The following is an 18,224-nucleotide window of genomic DNA, read 5'->3' on the forward strand; positions in this document are numbered from 1 at the left end:
TAGGTGAAATAAATGAAGAAGAGAAGTATTAAAAATACCCGTGTAAATAATGAGGTGGCTAAAGAATTGACGACTATTATCAGGAATGTAAAAGATCCGCGAGTGTCGGAGTGGGTAACGGTTACCCACGCCGAAGTGGCACCTGATTTAAAGACGGCGAAAGCCTACGTCAGCGTTCTTGGTGATGAAAAGCAAAAGGAAGATACTCTTAAAGGACTAAAAAGCGCTCACGGTTATATCCGTAGTGAACTGGCTCGCAGTATCAATATGCGCAATACGCCAGAGATTACCTTTTTGCTCGATGAGTCAATTGAATACGGAGTAGCTATGTCGAAGAAAATCGACGATGTAATCAAAGGAGATGACGATGTTAACTAAGGTATTAGATGGGGTAAAAACCGTCGCCATCGGCGGTCACATCCGCCCGGATGGTGATTGTGTTGGTTCATGCCTCGGCATGTACCTTTACTTAACAAAGGTTTATCCAGAAGTAAAGGTGGATGTGTATTTACAGCGTTTTTCGAAGACGTTTGGTTTTTTACAGAGAATAGAGGACATTAAGCACGAGGTTACAGGAGAGAAAGAATACGACTTGTTTATTAGTCTAGATTGTGGGGATAGAGAGCGTTTAGGCTTTACCTTACCGTTATTTGATAAAGCTAAGCGCACGCTGTGTATTGATCATCACGAAAGCAATAATGCCTTTGCTGATGTCAACTATATCTATCCAGAAGCCAGTTCCACTGCGGAACTGGTGTATGATTTGCTGGATAAAGATGAGATTGATACGGGGATTGCTCAGGCTATTTACTTAGGTATCGTTCACGATACTGGGGTTTTCCAGTATTCCAATGTGGCACCGTCAACGTTTCAGGCGGCGGCGTTTTTGATTACCAAAGAGATTGATGCTCCGCGGATTATCTCGGAAACGTTTTATGCAAAAACGTATGCCCAGAATCAAATTCTCGGGCGGACCTTGCTAGAGAGCTTTCTGTTACTAGACGGTAGAGTGATTGCCGGCAGCGTTAGCCGCCGGGTGATGGATTTCTACGAGGTTAACCCTGGTGACTTTGAAGGCATTGTCAGCCAAATGCGGGTGACGGAAGGGGTCGAAGTGGCAATCTTTATGTACGAACTGGAGCCGGGGAACTTTAAGGTGAGCTTGCGCTCCAAAGATATCGTGGATGTTAACCGAATCGCCGCTTACTTTGGCGGTGGTGGGCACAAGAAAGCCGCTGGCTTTAATATGGCGGGGACGGCCCATGATATAACCAACAACGTTACGAAATTCGTGGCAGAACAGCTAAAAGAATTAGAAGGAAACGCTCGTGATTAACGGAATTCTGATTATTGATAAAGAAAAAGGGTATACCTCACACGATGTGGTGGCCAAGCTTAGAGGCATGATAGGACAGCGCAAAATCGGACATACGGGTACACTAGACCCTGAGGCAACAGGTGTGCTACCTGTTTGTTTAGGGAAAGCTACGAAGGTTTGTGGCCTTTTAACCGATAAAGAGAAGGTCTATGAGACCGAGCTTCTCTTAGGGGTTAGCTACGACACTCAAGATACTACGGGCATGCTTCTTAAAGAAAGAGATATTAGCGCTTTAACGGAAGCACAGGTACAAGGGGTGATTATGAGCTATCTGGGAACGTATGCTCAGGTGCCGCCGATGTATTCGGCCCTTAAGGTAAACGGTAAGAAGCTGTATGAGCTCGCCCGGGAAGGGGTTACAGTTGAACGTAAAGCCCGAGAGGTGAATATCTACGAGATCGATATCTTGGCGATGAATCTACCTAGAGTAAGCCTTCGCATCCGGTGCTCAAAGGGGACCTATATTCGTACCTTATGTCACGATATTGGCGAAGAGCTAGGAGTAGGCGGGGCGATGAATAAGCTGAAGCGAACAGCGGTGGCAAATTTTACCCTTGCTGATAGCATTCGCCTCGGTGAGCTAGCAAGGTTAATTGATGAGGGCCACTTAGAAAAGCGAATAATCCCTATTGACCGGGTCTTTGATAGGTACCCAGCAGGGGTCGTTAAGCGGGAATTTGAAAGCCTTGCATATAACGGAAATAAGCTTACGTTTGCGGAAGCGTCAATCGACCCAGTGCAAGTAGGAGAACGGGTGCGGCTATATAATGAGGACGGCGAATTTATCGGTTTATATGAAGAGGACAAACAGCGCCTCAAAGTACATAAGATGTTTTACGATAGTGAGGCTAAGAGAGAAGACTAATGGAACACATTCAGGACTTATTTAGTTACGACAAAAAGGAAAAAACGGCATTAACCATTGGAAAATTTGATGGTTTGCATAGAGGACATCAAGAACTAATTGCTAAAATTGGCGAGCTGAGTCGCTTAGAGGGACTTAAAAGCGTAGTTTGCGCCATGGACTTCACCCCGGTATGGCAAGTGATGGGGATTAAGCCAGAGCTCTTGATGACGAGAAGCGAGCGGATGCGTCGGCTCGAAGGAAAAGTAGATTATTTGGTGGAAGCGCCATTTATCAAGAAGCTTACCCAGATGACCCCAGAGATTTTTGCAAGAGATGTGATTCAGGGAATCTTTCACGCGAAGTATGTGGTGGTAGGTGATGGCTTTCGGTTTGGCACCCAGCGTAGCGGTGATATCAACACCTTACAGGCACTGGGTGAGCGTTACGGTTTTCAGACGATTATAATTCCCAATCTTAAGGACGGGGAGACGGTGATTAGTAGTACCGTTATTAAGAGTCTGATCAAAGCTGGAGACATCCAGCAGGCTAACCGCCTGTTGGGTTACGAATACGGCTATACGGGAGTGGTAGAACAAGGCAATCATATCGGCCGCACCTTGGGCTTTCCTACGCTTAATGTACACCCCCTAGAAGGGAAGGTCTTACCGCCTTTTGGAGTTTACGAAAGTCAGGTTACCGTATCGGGAAAGCAGTACCGGGGAATTACGAATATCGGAGTGAAGCCGACGGTGGAGAAAAATACCCGGATACTGGTGGAAAGTTTCCTGTTTGATTATTCCGGAAATGCTTATGGGGAAGAGATAGGTGTGAGCTTACGGCGCTTTAAACGTCCGGAGAAGAAATTTTCATCCCTTGAGGAATTAAAGGAAGCCATCGCTCAGGACATAAAATGAATTTGCGCTTTACATAAACTATGCTTTATGCTATATTAATACGGTGTTAGAACCCATATTCGGTAGTTGGAAACTCCAACCGCTACTTAGTATGTGGGGATACATTAGAGAAATATAAGGAGGAAAATTCGATGATTACAAAAGAAATGAAAGAGGACATCATCAAGACTTACGGTAAGGTAGAAGGTGATACAGGTTCACCGGAAGTACAAATTGCTATCTTAACGGCAAGAATTAATGATTTAACAGATCATTTTAAAGCGAATCCAAAAGATCACCACTCAAGAAGAGGACTTCTTAAGATGGTAGGTCAAAGACGTGGATTACTTGCTTATCTTAAGAAGAAAGATATTGCAAGATACCGTGTTTTAATCGAGCAACTTGGATTAAGAAAATAATTTTGATGCAAAAGCGATGGCGTGCCCCTTAAATATAGGGACTGCTGTCGCTTTTTCCTGATTAAAGTGTTAGAATAATAAAAAAAACGAAAAGGAGAACGAACATGGATTACCAAGAAGAAGCAATGAAAAAACATAAAGAATGGGGCGGAAAGATCGAAGTGGTTTCGAAGGTCCCTTTAGATAATAAGGACGATTTGTCAATTGCTTACACTCCTGGAGTCGCCGCTCCTTGTTTGGCTATCGAAAAGGATGTAGAATTAAGCTATGAGCTTACGAGACGTCATAACTTGGTAGCCGTGGTTACCGATGGCACAGCCGTTCTCGGTCTAGGCGATATCGGACCGGAAGCAGGAATGCCGGTTATGGAAGGTAAATGTGCCCTTTTTAAAGCTTTTGCCGATGTGGATGCGTTCCCTCTATGCGTTCGCTCAAAGGAAGTTGATGATATTGTTAATGTGATTAAATTGACGGCAGGTAGCTTCGGTGGTGTTAACCTAGAGGATATTTCAGCTCCACGCTGTTTTGAAATCGAAGAGCGTCTAAAGAAAGAATGCGATATTCCGATTTTCCACGATGACCAGCACGGCACGGCTGTAGTAACCTTAGCCGCGATGTTTAATGCGCTAAAGCTTACCGGTCGCAAGATCGAAGATATTAAGGTGGTTACCAGTGGCGCCGGAGCAGCGGGAATTGCGATTATTAAATTGCTAATTGCCATGGGACTTAAAAATGTAATTATGACAGACCGTAAGGGCGCTATTTACGAAGGCCGGGACGGACTGAATAAAGAAAAAGAAGAGATGGCGAAGATAACTAACCGGGAGATGAAAAAAGGTACACTTGCCGATTGCCTGGTAGGGGCGGATGTCTTTATCGGCGTTTCTGCACCGAATTCAGTAACGGAAGAAATGGTTAGGTCAATGGCGAAAGATCCTATTCTTTTCCCCATGGCCAATCCCACTCCGGAAATTATGCCAGACCTAGCGAAAGCTGCTGGGGCGGCGGTAATCGGTACAGGACGTAGTGATTTCCCGAACCAAATTAATAACGTGCTTGCGTTCCCAGGTATCTTTAGAGGGGCTCTAGACGTTAGAGCGAGCGATATTAACGATGAGATGAAAATAGCTGCGGCAAAAGCCATTGCCGGCTTTGTCACAGAGGCGGAAGTTTCGCCGGAATACATTATTCCTAGCGCCCTTAATAAGGACGTAGCAAAAGCGGTAGCTGAGGCGGTGGCAAAAGCAGCTAGAGATAGCGGTGTAGCTAGAATATAAAAGTAAAAAAAGAACTGCTATTGGCTGGCAGTTCTTTTTTTGTATAATCTTATTTTTCATCTTTGGGCGCCATGGTCTCTTCATAGATACGGTAGGCATTCTTGCCGCCGTGTTTCGCGTGATACATAGCGATATCCGCATACTTAATCAGAATATGGTAGTTATTGGTGTGCTCAGGATAGAGAGCCACGCCAATGGACATACCTAAGCCGTACTTCTCCCGGTAGTGGGCGAATTCAGATCCCTGAAAGCCTTCTAAGAGATCTGTGGCTAGCTTCTTTGCTTGTTCGACGGTTTCGATATGATCCACGACTTGAATAAACTCGTCACCGCCGACCCGGGCAGCGATGTTAAGGTGTCCAGCAGAAGGCCGGAAAGCCGTAACGTTCTTCTTCGTGTGATCGAGATACTTACCGACCATCTTAAGGACTTCATCCCCAGTATCGTGACCAGCGGTATCGTTAATGGTTTTGAAGTTATCCAGATCGATGAAGATCAAGGCAAAGCTTTTCTTGTGTTTCATCTTTTCGTCTAATACGTCCAGTAAGTATTGACGGTTAGGGAGACCGGTAACGGTATCGTGGTGAGCAAGGATTCGCAGTTGCTCCTGCATCCGGTTCACTCGGTACATCAAGAAAACGATAAGGCTAATCATGGCAATCAAAATCACGGAAATAACCGCCACGAGAGCGATAAACACCTGGTTTGCCTGATTAATACTTTCTTCGATGTAGTGGTCTTCGATATCCACACTGATAATGCCGATAATCTGACCATTGTGCATAATGGGAGCGGCGGCGGTGTTGTAGCTACCGTATTCATCCTCCACGTTCATTACGCCACTGGCAATCTTGCCCGCAAATGCTTCTTCGTGAACGGCTGCTGGTTCGTAGGGAATAAAGACCGATTCGTCTTCTTCATCGGTATCCATAATAAACATGCATTCGCCATCCACATACTTAAGAATATAGATGTAATCCGCACCGGTGTTCTTAGCAAGGGTCCGTAGTTCCTGACGAAATTCGATGAAGGTATCCTCGTCTTTATGAATATCTGCTTCGCTGTCATAACTTTCGATTAGCTCGGGCGAGGTTAGATCTCTAGCGGCTAAAGTAATGGAGCGAAGCTGGTTTTCAATGCTGTCTTTTAAAAGTTCTTGTTGCTTTCTGGTATTGGTATTTTCTAAAAATAGCACCGCCGCAAACAACAAAGCAGCAAAGAAAAGGAGGAGAGCAATTATTATTGTTCTGGCCTTGTGGTCTTTCTTTTTCGCTTCGATAATATTCATCCTTCTTCCTTTCAAAGTATTTCCTTCATTCTATCATAGGGGCTTTATTGTGGTCAATTATTCAATTTATTTATAAGAGAATTAAAATAATTAATTATGCAGGAACATAGGACGAATGCTATAGTATTTTCAGTAAAGAGAAGTCATGGAGGATGTCTATCATGTTAAAGAAAATACCGTTTCCCCTAAGTGGGGTAATGCTTGGAGTCTTAGGATTAGGAAATTTATTGGAGAGTTTTTCGCCAGCGATTAAATGGTTCTGTGGTACTTTAGGGACCGTGTTAGCCCTGGTATTAATAGCGAAAATGATTTGGGATAAGGGAGCGCTTCTAGAAGCTCTTAGAAACCCGATTCTCGCCAGTGTTTTAGGGACCTTTCCCATGTCCTTAATGCTATTAGCAGGCTATGGCGCGGCCCTTCATATTCCTGGAACCCTTTGGCTTTGGTACGTGGCAATCGCTTTGCATATCGCATTAATGCTGTATTTTACATACAATTTTGTCATCAAGTTAAAAATTGAAAATGTTCATGCCTCTTATTATATTGTCTACGTGGGGATTATTATTGCGAGCGTAACTTCTCCAGATTTCCATACGGAAGCTTTAGGGAGTGTAATCTTTTGGTTTGGCTTTATCGCTTACGTCCCCTTATTGGTGCTTGTAAGTTATCGCTACCTAAAGGTTCGCAATATGGAGAGTGCTTCCAAGCTTTTATTTTGTATTTTTGCGGCTCCGGCGAACCTTTGTCTAGTTGGGTATCATAAAGCCATCGCCGACAAGTCCCTCCTAGTCATTATCACCTTAATGGTGGTCGGGCAATTGTTCTATCTACTAGTATTAGCGATGCTGCCGAAGCTCTTAACGAAAACTTTTTTCCCTAGCTACGCGTCCCTAACGTTTCCCCTTGTCATTACGGCGACGGAGTTAAAGCTTACCAATGGGGAGCTGATTGCTAGAGGGATTCACAGTTCGGTTCTCGCGGTGGCGGTAAAGGCCGAAACGATAATTGCGGTTATCTTCGTGGTCTATGCTTTGATTCGTTACTTCAATTTTATTTTCTTCGAGCAAAGAGAACAGGGGCTGGGCATTTCGACTTTTAAACCAAGGTAAAGTGTGGTAAAGTTGGTTTGTTAACTAGAAAAGATGGTTTTTGAGGTGGCGATATGTTTGAAGAAATGCGAGCGTTTGTAGCAGTAGCAGAGGTTGGCAGTTATACGAAGGCGGCAGAGATTATGTCCTTTTCACAGCCCACCATTTCCCAGCAAGTGCGACGATTAGAGATGTTTTTTGGCGGTGTGGCCCTATTTGAAAAAAGCGGGGTGGGTAATAGTATCCGTCTGACAGAAGCGGGAGAGTATGCGTTTGCCAGTTGCAAGGACATGCTCAGCCTTTTAGATGAGACCATTGAAGTGATTAATAATAAGGACCGGGAAGAAGTTACCCGGGTGCGGGTAGGGGCCAGTCACACCATTTGCAACTACCTAGTGCCAAAGCTTTTGAAGTTGGTAGAAGAGGAGCTTCCAGGGTTAGAGATTATCACGACGATAGGCAATACAAAAAAGATATGCTCGTTATTAGATAAGGGGACGATTGATCTAGGGTTAATTGAAGGACGGGATATGTACTTTCCCTTTGTTCGCCAGAATTTCTACGAGGATGAGATGATTTTAATCGGTTCCCCTTACTTAGCCACTCTAATTAGCGATTTAAAGCCGGCTACGCTTAGTCGGCAAGCTTGGATTGTGCGGGAACAGGGATCGGGAACCCGCCAAGAGCAAATGGATTTTATGCGCACCATGCGTTTAAGCGCCCATCAAATCCGCATGTGTCATACAAATGGCGAAAATATTGAAATGGTGGCAAACGATTTAGGTCTGTCTTTGGTGTCACGATTATCAGCTGAGAATTCATTAGCCTTGGGAAAAGTAGTAGAGATTCCTTTAAAGAAGCGTTTTGTCCGGAACTTTTCGTATATTTACCGAGAGGGAAGCAGCTTATGGGAGAGTGAGCAACTAAGCCATTTATTTGCTCTTCTAGAAAGTTTTTAGCGCTTTTCTTTAACGGCACGATATGCTATAATAAAGCAGTTATGGGCAAAACTTACGGATCGAGACCACTGAAAAAGATATTTGTCTGGGGATAAGTATTTTTTTCAGTAGTTTCGAACGTAGTTTGCTATTATCTTAAAAGGAGAATCCTATGTATAAAAAATTTGAAATGGAGCTTGCTGGTCGCCCGCTGAGAGTGGACGTCGGCAGAGTAGGAAAACAGGCAAACGGTGCGGTCTTAATGCACTATGGTGACACCGTGGTATTATCAACGGCAACGGCTTCAGAAAAGCCACGTGAAGGAATCGATTTCTTTCCTTTAAGTGTCGAGTATAACGAGCGTCTATACTCGGTTGGTAAAATCCCCGGAGGATTTCAAAAACGTGAAGGAAAGGCTTCGGAGAAAGCCGTTCTTACGGACCGAGTAATTGACCGACCAATGCGTCCTTTATTTCCGAAAGATTATCGCAACGATGTAACTCTAGAGAGTTTAGTAATGAGTGTGGATCAGGACTGCTCACCAGAGCTTACCGCTATGCTTGGTTCGGCAATCGCCACGAGCATTTCCGATATTCCTTTTGATGGTCCGATTGCGACGACGCAAGTAGGTCTTGTGGACGATGAATTCGTCTTCAACCCAACGGCTGAGCAAAAGGCGAACTCCGATATGGAGCTCACCGTAGCTTCCACAAAGGAAAAAGTCATTATGATCGAAGCGGGAGCGAATGAAGTTCCTGAGGATAAGATGATTGAAGCTATCTACGCCGCTCACGCTATGAACGGTACGGTGATTGACTTTATCGACACCATCGTGGCTGAGTGTGGAAAGCCAAAGCATGCTTACGAAAGCTGTGAAATTCCGGCTGAGCTTTTTGCCGAAATCAAGAAAATCGTTCCAGAAGAAGAGATGGAAGTTGCTGTTTTCACAGACGAGAAGCAAGTGCGTGAAGAGAATATTCGGAGTATTAAAGACCGCCTACAAGAGGCTTTTGCCGAGAACGAAGAATGGTTAAAAGTGCTTGATGAGGCTGTTTACCAATACCAGAAGAAGACGGTACGTAAGATGATCTTAAAGGATCATAAGCGTCCAGATGGTCGTCAGATTGATGAGATTAGACCATTAGCAGCAGAGACCGATTTATTACCACGGGTTCACGGTTCAGCGATGTTTACGAGAGGACAGACCCAAATCTGTACCGTAACGACGCTAGCACCTTTATCAGAGGCTCAAAGATTAGATGGTCTTGATGAAGCAGAGACTTCTAAGCGCTATATGCATCAGTACAATTTTCCATCTTATTCAGTTGGTGAGACGAGACCTTCAAGAGGTCCGGGACGTCGGGAAATCGGTCACGGTGCCCTTGCGGAAAAAGCGATTATACCTGTGCTTCCTAGCGAGAGTGAGTTCCCTTATGCTATTCGGGCAGTATCGGAGACCTTTGAGTCTAACGGTTCCACTTCTCAAGCGTCTGTATGCGCTTCCTCGATGTCATTAATGGCTTCAGGAGTACCGATTAAGTCAGCTGTTGCCGGAATCTCTGCCGGGCTGGTAACCGGTGAGACAGAAAACGACTACATCGTTTTAACGGATATCCAAGGATTAGAAGATTTCTTTGGCGACATGGACTTTAAGGTAGCCGGTACCCATAAAGGTATTACGGCTATTCAGATGGATATTAAGATTCACGGCTTGACCAGACCGATTGTGGAAGAGGCCATTAGAAACACGAAAAAGGCTCGTACCTTTATCTTAGATGAAGTTATGAACAAATGTATTGCCGAGCCACGCCCAGAGGTTGGCCAGTACGCACCGAAGATTATTCAAATGGAGATTGATCCGGCGAAAATCGGCGAAGTGGTTGGACAACGAGGTAAGACCATCAACACCTTAATTGAACGTTGTGAGGTTAAGATTGATATTAATGACGAAGGTCGTGTTTCTATCTGTGGTGTCAATAAGGAAGATATGGAAGAAGCAAAACGCTTGATTTCCATTATCGTAACGGATTATGAAGCAGGTCAGGTTCTTGAAGGAACAGTGGTTAGTATTAAAGACTTTGGTGCTTTTATCGAGTTTGCTCCAGGTAAAGAGGGAATGGTTCACATCTCGAAGATTTCCAAAGAGCGTATCGATAAAGTAGAAGATGTCTTAACTTTAGGAGATCACGTTAAAGTGGTTTGCCTTGGAAAAGATAAGATGGGCAGAATGTCTTTCAGCATTAAAGACGTAAAATAAAGGGAATATGAAAAGTTAAAAAGAACAGCCAAGTATGCGAAACCGCTTTACTTGACTGTTCTTTTTTGTACGCCTAGTGGCGCCCATTATAACTTATGAATACTCTGCTTCTAAGTGCTTATTAGCAGTGGAAAGCATTAGTTTAATGCGGTTAAGCTGGTTAACCTCGCTAGCACCTGGGTCAAAGTCGATAGCGACTACATTTGAGAGAGGATGCAAGCGTCTAAGCTCTTTGATAACGCCTTTGCCGACGATGTGATTTGGTAAGCAGGCAAAGGGCTGAGTGCAGACGATATTCGGCACACCGCTTTCGATTAGCTCTAACATTTCTCCTGTCAGGAACCAACCTTCCCCTGTTTGATTGCCGATGGAGACGATATCCTCTGCCATCTTCGCCAGGTGTTCGACCTTCGCCGGCGGCGTAAAGTGCTTACTTGCCGCCAGCGCTTTAGAGGCCGGAGAACGCAGCCATTCTAGGGCGCTTATGCCGATATTTGCACTGATCGCTTTCATCTTTTTGAAACCGAGATGGCTTACTTTATAGTTTTGGTTATAGAAGCTATATATAAAGAAGTCGATCAAATCAGGGCATACGGCTTCGGCGCCTTCTTTTTCTAAGAGCTCCACCAGATGGTTATTGGCAGCCGGCAAGAATTTTACTAAAATTTCACCGACGATACCCACCTTTGGTTTGACCTGATCAGTAATGGGAAGGGCGTCGAAAGCTTCGACGATTTCCCGGCAGAGTTTAGAGAACTCTCTTCTTGAGGGGTAGCGTTTTTTAATAAAGGCAATACATTTTCCTTCTAACTCTTGGTGCAGTTTATTGGCAGAACCAGCTTCTTGCTCATAGGGTCGCATCCGGTAAAGGCATTTCATAAAAACATCACCTAAGATAGCGGCATAGACTGCCCGTATTCCTAGCATAGGCGTAATCTTAAAGCCGGGGTTTTTCTCAAGACCGCTTAAGTTCACAGAGATTACTGGAATATGCTCGTAGCCGGCTTTTTTTAGCGCCCGGCGAATGAAACCGATATAGTTAGAGGCTCGGCAACCGCCACCGGTCTGGCTGATGACAACCGCAATGTGTTCGGTATCGTATTCACCGGAGAGAATAGCTTCCATTATTTGTCCGACTACCATTAGCGATGGGTAGCAGGCGTCATTATTTACATATTTAAGGCCAACGTCTACCGCTTGCTTATTATCATTAGGCAGTACTACTAGGTTGTAACCACTAGAGGTAAAGGCTGGTTCTAATAAGTTAAAGTGAATCGGTGACATTTGGGGGCAGAGAATCGTATAATTCTTTTTCATTTCCTTAGTAAAAGGAATTTTTGTAATGGCAGAACTATGAATTTCTCGTTTCTCTTTGCGCTTATCCCGTACTTTGATGGCAGCTAGGAGTGAACGCACGCGAATCCTGGCAGCACCTAAGTTATTAACCTCATCAATTTTAAGAGAGGTGTAGATCTTGTCGGAGCCGATGAGGATATCAGACACCTCATCGGTAGTAACGGCATCGAGACCACAGCCAAAGGAGTTGAGCTGGATTAAATCCAGATTTTCCTTTTGCTTCACATAATTAGCGGCAGCGTAGAGTCTCGAGTGGTACATCCACTGATCCATGACGTTTAAAGGACGCTCTACGTTTGCCAAGTGAGAGACACTGTCTTCTGTTAAGACGGCGATGTCGTAGTCGTTAATCAGCTCTGGGATACCGTGGTTAATCTCGGGGTCGATATGATAAGGACGACCGGCTAAGACGATACCGCGGTAGCCGTTTTCGTCTAAGTATTTAACGGTTTCTTCGCCTTTTCTGCGCATCTTTTCCCGGGCGTTTTCCAGTTCCTTAAAGCCAAGGTGTACAGCTGCCTTTACAGCACTAGCAGGAAGATTATAGGAAGCGCCTAGTTCGGTTACTAACCTAGAAGATAACGTTTGTTCGTCTTTAAAGGACATAAAAGGCGCCATAAAATTCACTTCACCGTTAATAATCGCATCGATATTATTCTTAATATTCTCCGGATAGGAGGTGACGATGGGGCAGTTGTAGTGATTCTGCGCCTCAGGGAACTCGTTACGCTCATAAGGAATACAAGGATACCAGATATCACGAATGCCATTATTAATCAGCCATTGGACATGCCCATGGGCCAATTTAGCCGGGTAACACTCACTTTCGCTAGGGATGGATTCGATTCCCAGTTCGTATATTTTTCGCGTTGAGAGAGGGCTTAAGACTACCCGGAATCCTAGCTTCGTAAAGAATGTATGCCAAAATGGATAATTCTCATACATGTTCATAACGCGAGGGATACCAATGGTTCCCATAGTGGCTTCTGCTTCCGAAAGCGCCGGATAATCAAAGTAACACTTAAGCTTATATTCAAAGAGATTAGGGAGCTTGTTCTCTCGCTTTTCTTTACCCAGTCCCCGCTCGCAGCGATTCCCAGTGATGAATTTGCGACCGCCGCTAAAGTGGTTGATGGTGAGGCGACAAGTATTGGTACACTTGCGACATTTGGTCATAGTGGTTTTGTATTCCAAATTCTCGATTTCGCCAATGGGAAGCATGGTGGTTGCCATACCGTCTTCGTAGCGCTCTCTAGCGATTAACGCCGCGCCAAAAGCCCCCATAATACCAGCAATATCAGGGCGAACGGCGTGACAATTGGCGATTTTTTCAAAGCTTCTAAGAACGGCGGTATTATAAAAGGTTCCGCCCTGTACTACAATATGCTTACCTAGTTCAGAAGCATCGGAGACCTTGATTACTTTAAATAGAGCATTTTTGACCACGGAGTAAGCCAGCCCCGCGGAAATATCAGAAACCTCCGCACCTTCTTTTTGGGCTTGTTTTACTTTTGAGTTCATAAAAACGGTACATCTGGTGCCTAGATCGATGGGATTTTTGGCAAACAGCGCTTCGTGGGCGAAGTCCTTTACTTCAAAGTTAAGAGATTTAGCAAAGGTTTCGATAAAGGAACCGCAGCCAGAGGAGCAAGCTTCATTAAGCTGAACGCTATCGACCGTTTGGTTGCGAATTTTGATGCATTTCATATCTTGACCGCCAATATCGATAATGCAGTCCACATTCGGCTCGAAGAAAGAGGCAGCGTAGTAGTGAGAGACCGTCTCCACTTCCCCTTCATCTAAAAGTAGGGCTGCCTTAATAAGCGCTTCCCCGTAGCCGGTTGAGCAGGAGCGGACAATTTCCACCCCCTCCGGTATCTGAGAGTAGATCTCGCGAATAGCGGTGATGGTCGTACCAAGAGGATTTCCCTCGTTGTTGCGATAAAAAGAGTAGAGAAGAGTTCCATCTTCACCGACTAAAGCCGCTTTTGTCGTGGTTGAACCAGCATCGATTCCTAGGAAAGCTTTGCCTTGATAGGAAGATAAATCTTTCATAGGGACTTGGTGCTTACGGTGACGGTCTTCAAACTCCTGGTAATCCTTTTCGGTAGCAAAAAGAGGCTCTAAGCGCTCCACCTCAAACTCCATTTTTATTTTGCCCAGTAGTTTGTTTTGCATCTCGGCTAAGGAGATAACCGTGGTCTGATCTGAGTTAAGGGCAGAGCCAATAGCGGCAAATAAATGGGAGTGATAAGGAGCGATCGTATGCTCGTCATCTAGCTCTAGGGTGCGGATAAAGGCTTCTTTTAATTGATCGAGGAAGTGGAGTGGCCCCCCGAGAAAGGCAACGTGACCTCTGATCGGCTTACCACAGGCAAGACCGGAAATAGTCTGGTTAACAACCGCTTGAAAAATAGAGGCGGCTAAGTCTTCTTTGGCAGCCCCTTCATTGATTAGAGGCTGAATGTCAGATTTGGCAAACACGCCACACCGGGCAGCAATCGAATAGAGAGCTTTATAATCTTTGGCGTACTCATTTAGGCCAGCGGCATCGGTCTGTAAAAGAGAGGCCATTTGGTCAATAAAAGAGCCTGTACCACCGGCACAAACACCATTCATTCGCTGCTCCACATTACCACCTTCAAAATAGATTATTTTCGCATCTTCACCACCTAGCTCAATGGCTACATCCGTTTGGGGGGCATAGTCAGAGAGGGCGGTAGAGACGGCAACTACCTCCTGAACGAAGGGGACTTCTAAGTGCTTTGCTAGGGTTAGCCCACCAGAACCAGTGATGACCGGTGAGACTGCCCGAGGACCCAGTTTATAGATGGCCCGTCCGAGTAAATCAGAGAGGGTTTCTTGAATATTGGCAAAGTGGCGTTCGTAGTCGGAAAAGATCATTTCCTTATCTTCGTTAAGAATGGCAATCTTTACCGTGGTCGAGCCAATATCAATTCCTAGTGTATAGTTCCTTTTATTCATTAAAAAACTCCTTTTATTTTAAACAGTTACTTCATATAAATATGTATTTTGCTACAACTTTACATATTATACATTAGATTAAAGTAAAACACAAATTGTAATTGATTTGACAAAGAGAGCCTCTCGTTGTAGTATTCTAGGGTAAGAATGAAGAGGAGATGCGAATGAATTGGTTAGATAAATTAGAAAAAAAATTTGGTCGTTATGCGATTACCAACCTAATGCTTTATATCGTTATCATCTACGGGGTTGGCTTTCTTTTGCACATGTTGAATCCAGAGTTTTATTTTCAGTGGTTAGCTCTAGATCCAGCCATGATTTTGAAGGGACAGGTTTGGCGCCTCGTAACCTTTATCTTTATGCCGCCAGCCTATAGTTTGTTTTGGATATTACTGTCTCTTTATATGGCGTACTTTATTGGACGTAGTATTGAGTCTGCTTGGGGAGCTTTTCGCTTTAATCTCTATTATTTTTCGGGAATGTTATTCACCGTTATCGCGGCCTTTATTATGTATTTTATAACGGGCACAGGGATCTATAGTGTCGGCTTTGGCACCACTTATATTTCTATGTCGCTTTTTTTAGTGTTTGCTTCTCTTTATCCAGAGACCCAGTTTTTACTGTTTTTCGTCATTCCCGTAAAGGTCAAGTGGCTAGCACTTCTTGACGCAGCTTATCTTGGGTGGGCGATTTTGCAGGCTTTTTTGCCGGCTTACGGTGGCGGAATAAATGGAGTCTATTACCGAGGACAAGCCTTAGCTGTAGTGGTTTCGCTACTTAACTTTATTATCTACTTTTTAAGCTCACGTAAGAATAGCCGCTTCCGGCCAAGCCAGATAAAAAGAAAAGTAAATTATAAAAACAAAATTAATCAAGCGGTCCGGGAGCGTAAGACCTACGAAGGCGGGGCCAAGCACAAATGTGCTGTTTGTGGGCAAACGGAGCTTGATAATCCGAACCTAGAATTTAGGTACTGTTCAAAGTGCCATGGCAATTATGAGTATTGCCAAGAGCATTTATTTACACATAAACACGTTGAATAAGAAAGGAATACGAATGAAGAAGACAAAAATTATCTGTACCATGGGACCCAACACAAATGATCCTGAGCTGATGCGCTCCTTAGTAAAAAAAGGAATGGATATTGCTCGTTTTAACTTTTCTCACGGCGATCATGAAGAGCAAAAAGGTCGCATGGATATGCTGAAGCAAATTCGCGAAGAAGAAGGTAAACCAACGGCTATTTTGCTTGATACAAAGGGACCGGAGATTCGTACAGGACTCTTAAAAGACGGGAAGAAAGTTCAACTAGAGACAGGTAAGAAATTCGTATTGACGACCGATGAGGTAGAGGGTACGAGTGAGAAAGTCAGCATTTCCTATAAAGGTTTGAAAGATGACGTATCCAAAGGTAGCGTGATTTTAATTGATGACGGTTTGATCGGTTTAAAGGTTACCGGTGTGGAGAAAAACGATATTAACTGTACCATTACCAATGGTGGTGAGCTCGGTGAGCGAAAAGGCGTTAACGTGCCAAACGTGCCGGTCAGATTACCAGCCATTACGGAGAAGGATAAAGATGATATTAAATTCGGCGTTTCTCAAGATATCGATTTTATTGCCGCTTCATTTGTTAGAAATGCCGAGTGTATCTTGGAAATCCGGGCGTTTTTAGCAGAGCTTGATGCACCGTATATTCCCATTGTCGCGAAAATTGAAAATATGGAAGGTATCAAAAACATCGACGAAATTATTCGTAGCGCCGATGCCATTATGGTTGCTAGAGGTGATTTGGGCGTAGAGATTCCCGCAGAGGATGTACCGTATATTCAAAAGAAGATTATTAGGAAGTGTAATGAAAACTACCGTCCGGTAATAACCGCTACCCAGATGCTAGATTCTATGATGCGTAACCCACGCCCGACAAGAGCAGAGGTAACAGACGTTGCAACAGCTGTGTATGATGGCACCGATGCGGTTATGCTTTCCGGGGAAACAGCTCAGGGAAAATATCCCATCGAAGCGCTGAGAATGATGGTACATATCGTGGAGAGTACCGAAGCCCATATTGACTATGACGATATTCTTAATAAGGCCAAAGATATGCACATGAAGAGTATCTCCAGTGCCATTGGTCACGCTTCCGTATCGACGGCTTATAATCTAAATGCAGCTTGTATTATCACCCCGACCAATTCCGGGGCAACGGCGAGACTGGTTTCTAAGTTTAGGCCAGCTACAAGGGTCTTTGGCATCACGCCGAATGAACGAACCTTAAGACGGATGCAGCTCTTCTGGGGCATTATCCCCATTAAGGGAATTGAATGTAAAAGTACAGAAGAACTTTGCAAAGCCAGTATTGATTTGATTGCAGCGAAAGGTCATCTAGAGACAGGGGATGTGGTGATTATCACAGCCGGAATCCCAGCAATCAATACCCGTATTAGCGAAGAGGGTGTAAGTAATACCATGAAAATAGCCGTTATTCAGTAAGAGCAAGCAGAGAGTGCAGATACTCTGAAGGGGACATCCCCGTGATTGCTTTGAATTGCCGAGAAAAGTAATGAACAGAAGAATAGCCAAGGCTTTCCGCGATTTCGGTGAAGTTCTGTTCGGATTCCCGAATCATCTGCTTAGCAATATCTATTTTTAGGGCATGATAAAAGGCAATTACGCTTTTTCCCGTAGCCTTGGTAAAAAGTGTTTGCAAATGGCTTCGGCTAATCAAATTGTCCCCGCAGATTGTGGCAACCGTCAGGGTTTCCTGAAGATGTGCCTCGAAGTAGGCGATAATTCTCGTTAAGGTCTGTTGTTCACTAGAGGTGAGATTCTTTTCGAGAAAGTGTCCAGGAAGGCTGAGTTCTTTATTGCGCTTAGGGACAGTATGGCGGCGAAGAAGCCGAATTAGAAATTCGCTTAAGTAATTTTTAATTAGTTGCTGGCTACCTAGAGGTGGATTATCTACAAAGGCCATGTTTTCCAGATAGGGGTCGTCTAAAGGACTGGCGAAGAGTTGTTTGGCAGTGATGATAAGCTCTGCTAGCAAGGCCCGTTCGCGGTCGTCGACCCGGAGAACTTTTTGACTGAGAAAATCCATAGTGGCGTCGGCACAGGCAAAAGAAATAACAACTAAATTAGGGGCAACAACACCGTTAGCTTCAATACTGTGAAACTCTCCGGGAGCGTGAAAAGCTACTTCACCGCGCTTCAAGGAGAGTTTTTTGTCGCCCATTCCCACATTTACTTCACCTTTATCTACGTAGGTGAATTCCCAAAAATCATGACTTTCGCCTTTAAAAGAGAACGTTTTTATATATTCGAAATAGTGAATACTGTAGATTTTACCAAGAGTAATTACATTTTCAAAATCAAGCCCTAAATACGCCATCAGACACCTCCTTAATAAGATAAGCATATTATAACAACAATAATGTAAAGTGCAAACAAAATTTGCTAATCGTGCAAAAAAGTGATGCTTTCGTCTAAAGAAATCTTTTC

The 18,224-nt window shown here is 44.2% G+C and carries 14 protein-coding genes; 11 read left to right on the plus strand and 3 right to left on the minus strand.

Going from position 1 to position 18,224, the window contains the following annotated elements:
- Positions 1-12: 12 nt before the first annotated feature.
- The 6 genes from rbfA (at position 13) to NHH16_RS02340 (ending at position 4,814) form a co-directional block, all read left to right on the plus strand.
- A complete protein-coding gene (gene rbfA / locus NHH16_RS02315) occupies positions 13-378 on the plus strand; it encodes a 30S ribosome-binding factor RbfA (protein ID WP_262067984.1) in 366 nt (121 codons plus the stop codon).
- On the plus strand, positions 368-1,336 hold the full coding sequence (locus NHH16_RS02320) for a DHH family phosphoesterase (protein WP_262067985.1): 969 nt from the start codon (positions 368-370) through the stop codon (positions 1,334-1,336). Before rbfA ends, NHH16_RS02320 begins: the two co-directional genes overlap by 11 nt.
- On the plus strand, positions 1,329-2,243 hold the full coding sequence (truB, locus tag NHH16_RS02325) for a tRNA pseudouridine(55) synthase TruB (protein ID WP_262067986.1): 915 nt from the start codon (positions 1,329-1,331) through the stop codon (positions 2,241-2,243). Before NHH16_RS02320 ends, truB begins: the two co-directional genes overlap by 8 nt.
- Complete coding sequence (locus NHH16_RS02330; protein ID WP_262067987.1) at positions 2,243-3,139, plus strand: bifunctional riboflavin kinase/FAD synthetase; 897 nt, start codon at positions 2,243-2,245, stop codon at positions 3,137-3,139. The genes truB and NHH16_RS02330 overlap by 1 nt, the downstream gene beginning before the upstream one ends.
- Before the next feature lie 131 nt (positions 3,140-3,270).
- On the plus strand, positions 3,271-3,537 hold the full coding sequence (gene rpsO / locus NHH16_RS02335; RefSeq protein WP_262067988.1) for a 30S ribosomal protein S15: 267 nt from the start codon (positions 3,271-3,273) through the stop codon (positions 3,535-3,537).
- 104 nt (positions 3,538-3,641) lie between these two features.
- Complete coding sequence (locus NHH16_RS02340) at positions 3,642-4,814, plus strand: NAD(P)-dependent malic enzyme (protein WP_262067989.1); 1,173 nt, start codon at positions 3,642-3,644, stop codon at positions 4,812-4,814.
- Positions 4,815-4,863: 49 nt separating this feature from the next.
- Here NHH16_RS02340 and NHH16_RS02345 read toward each other — a convergent pair whose 3' ends face one another.
- Positions 4,864-6,102 (minus strand): GGDEF domain-containing protein, encoded by a 1,239-nt coding sequence (locus NHH16_RS02345; RefSeq protein ID WP_262067990.1) that lies wholly within the window; start codon positions 6,100-6,102, stop codon positions 4,864-4,866.
- Positions 6,103-6,263: 161 nt separating this feature from the next.
- Here NHH16_RS02345 and NHH16_RS02350 point away from each other — a divergent pair, with 161 nt between their 5' ends.
- From NHH16_RS02350 to NHH16_RS02360, 3 genes are all read left to right on the plus strand, one after another.
- Positions 6,264-7,211: a TDT family transporter gene (locus NHH16_RS02350; protein ID WP_262067991.1), complete on the plus strand. Its 948-nt coding sequence runs from the start codon at positions 6,264-6,266 to the stop codon at positions 7,209-7,211.
- A gap of 53 nt (positions 7,212-7,264) precedes the next feature.
- A complete protein-coding gene (locus NHH16_RS02355) occupies positions 7,265-8,149 on the plus strand; it encodes a LysR family transcriptional regulator (RefSeq protein ID WP_262067992.1) in 885 nt (294 codons plus the stop codon).
- Positions 8,150-8,300: 151 nt separating this feature from the next.
- Positions 8,301-10,385 (plus strand): polyribonucleotide nucleotidyltransferase, encoded by a 2,085-nt coding sequence (locus NHH16_RS02360; protein WP_262067993.1) that lies wholly within the window; start codon positions 8,301-8,303, stop codon positions 10,383-10,385.
- 93 nt (positions 10,386-10,478) lie between these two features.
- Here the strand turns inward: NHH16_RS02360 and NHH16_RS02365 are convergent, their stop codons facing one another.
- Positions 10,479-14,726 carry a 2-hydroxyacyl-CoA dehydratase gene (locus NHH16_RS02365; protein WP_262067994.1) on the minus strand — a complete coding sequence of 1,416 codons (4,248 nt, stop codon included), beginning with the start codon at positions 14,724-14,726 and terminating at the stop codon, positions 10,479-10,481.
- A 164-nt stretch (positions 14,727-14,890) separates the two neighbouring features.
- Here NHH16_RS02365 and NHH16_RS02370 point away from each other — a divergent pair, with 164 nt between their 5' ends.
- Positions 14,891-15,769: a rhomboid family intramembrane serine protease gene (locus NHH16_RS02370; RefSeq protein WP_262067995.1), complete on the plus strand. Its 879-nt coding sequence runs from the start codon at positions 14,891-14,893 to the stop codon at positions 15,767-15,769.
- Positions 15,770-15,782: 13 nt separating this feature from the next.
- Positions 15,783-17,219, plus strand: a complete 1,437-nt coding sequence (gene pyk / locus NHH16_RS02375; protein WP_262067996.1) for a pyruvate kinase — start codon at positions 15,783-15,785, stop codon at positions 17,217-17,219.
- On the opposite strand, the gene NHH16_RS02380 is transcribed toward pyk, so the two are convergent.
- Positions 17,209-18,114: an AraC family transcriptional regulator gene (locus NHH16_RS02380; RefSeq protein ID WP_262067997.1), complete on the minus strand. Its 906-nt coding sequence runs from the start codon at positions 18,112-18,114 to the stop codon at positions 17,209-17,211. The two genes, pyk and NHH16_RS02380, sit on opposite strands and share 11 nt — an antisense overlap.
- Positions 18,115-18,224: the final 110 nt, after the last annotated feature.

Origin of the sequence: Ohessyouella blattaphilus (assembly GCF_024721265.1) — a bacterium.
Classification (GTDB): Bacteria; Bacillota; Clostridia; order Lachnospirales; family Lachnospiraceae; genus Aequitasia; species Aequitasia blattaphilus_A.

Coding starts and splice junctions, on each gene's coding strand:
- NHH16_RS02380 (WP_262067997.1), bottom strand. CDS start 18,114: ATGGCGTATTTAGGGCTTGATTTTGAAAATGTAATTACTCTTGGTAAA.
- NHH16_RS02355 (WP_262067992.1), top strand. CDS start 7,265: ATGTTTGAAGAAATGCGAGCGTTTGTAGCAGTAGCAGAGGTTGGCAGT.
- NHH16_RS02360 (WP_262067993.1), top strand. CDS start 8,301: ATGTATAAAAAATTTGAAATGGAGCTTGCTGGTCGCCCGCTGAGAGTG.
- rpsO (WP_262067988.1), top strand. CDS start 3,271: ATGATTACAAAAGAAATGAAAGAGGACATCATCAAGACTTACGGTAAG.
- NHH16_RS02350 (WP_262067991.1), top strand. CDS start 6,264: ATGTTAAAGAAAATACCGTTTCCCCTAAGTGGGGTAATGCTTGGAGTC.
- rbfA (WP_262067984.1), top strand. CDS start 13: ATGAAGAAGAGAAGTATTAAAAATACCCGTGTAAATAATGAGGTGGCT.
- NHH16_RS02365 (WP_262067994.1), bottom strand. CDS start 14,726: ATGAATAAAAGGAACTATACACTAGGAATTGATATTGGCTCGACCACG.
- NHH16_RS02320 (WP_262067985.1), top strand. CDS start 368: ATGTTAACTAAGGTATTAGATGGGGTAAAAACCGTCGCCATCGGCGGT.
- NHH16_RS02330 (WP_262067987.1), top strand. CDS start 2,243: ATGGAACACATTCAGGACTTATTTAGTTACGACAAAAAGGAAAAAACG.
- NHH16_RS02370 (WP_262067995.1), top strand. CDS start 14,891: ATGAATTGGTTAGATAAATTAGAAAAAAAATTTGGTCGTTATGCGATT.
- NHH16_RS02340 (WP_262067989.1), top strand. CDS start 3,642: ATGGATTACCAAGAAGAAGCAATGAAAAAACATAAAGAATGGGGCGGA.
- NHH16_RS02345 (WP_262067990.1), bottom strand. CDS start 6,102: ATGAATATTATCGAAGCGAAAAAGAAAGACCACAAGGCCAGAACAATA.
- pyk (WP_262067996.1), top strand. CDS start 15,783: ATGAAGAAGACAAAAATTATCTGTACCATGGGACCCAACACAAATGAT.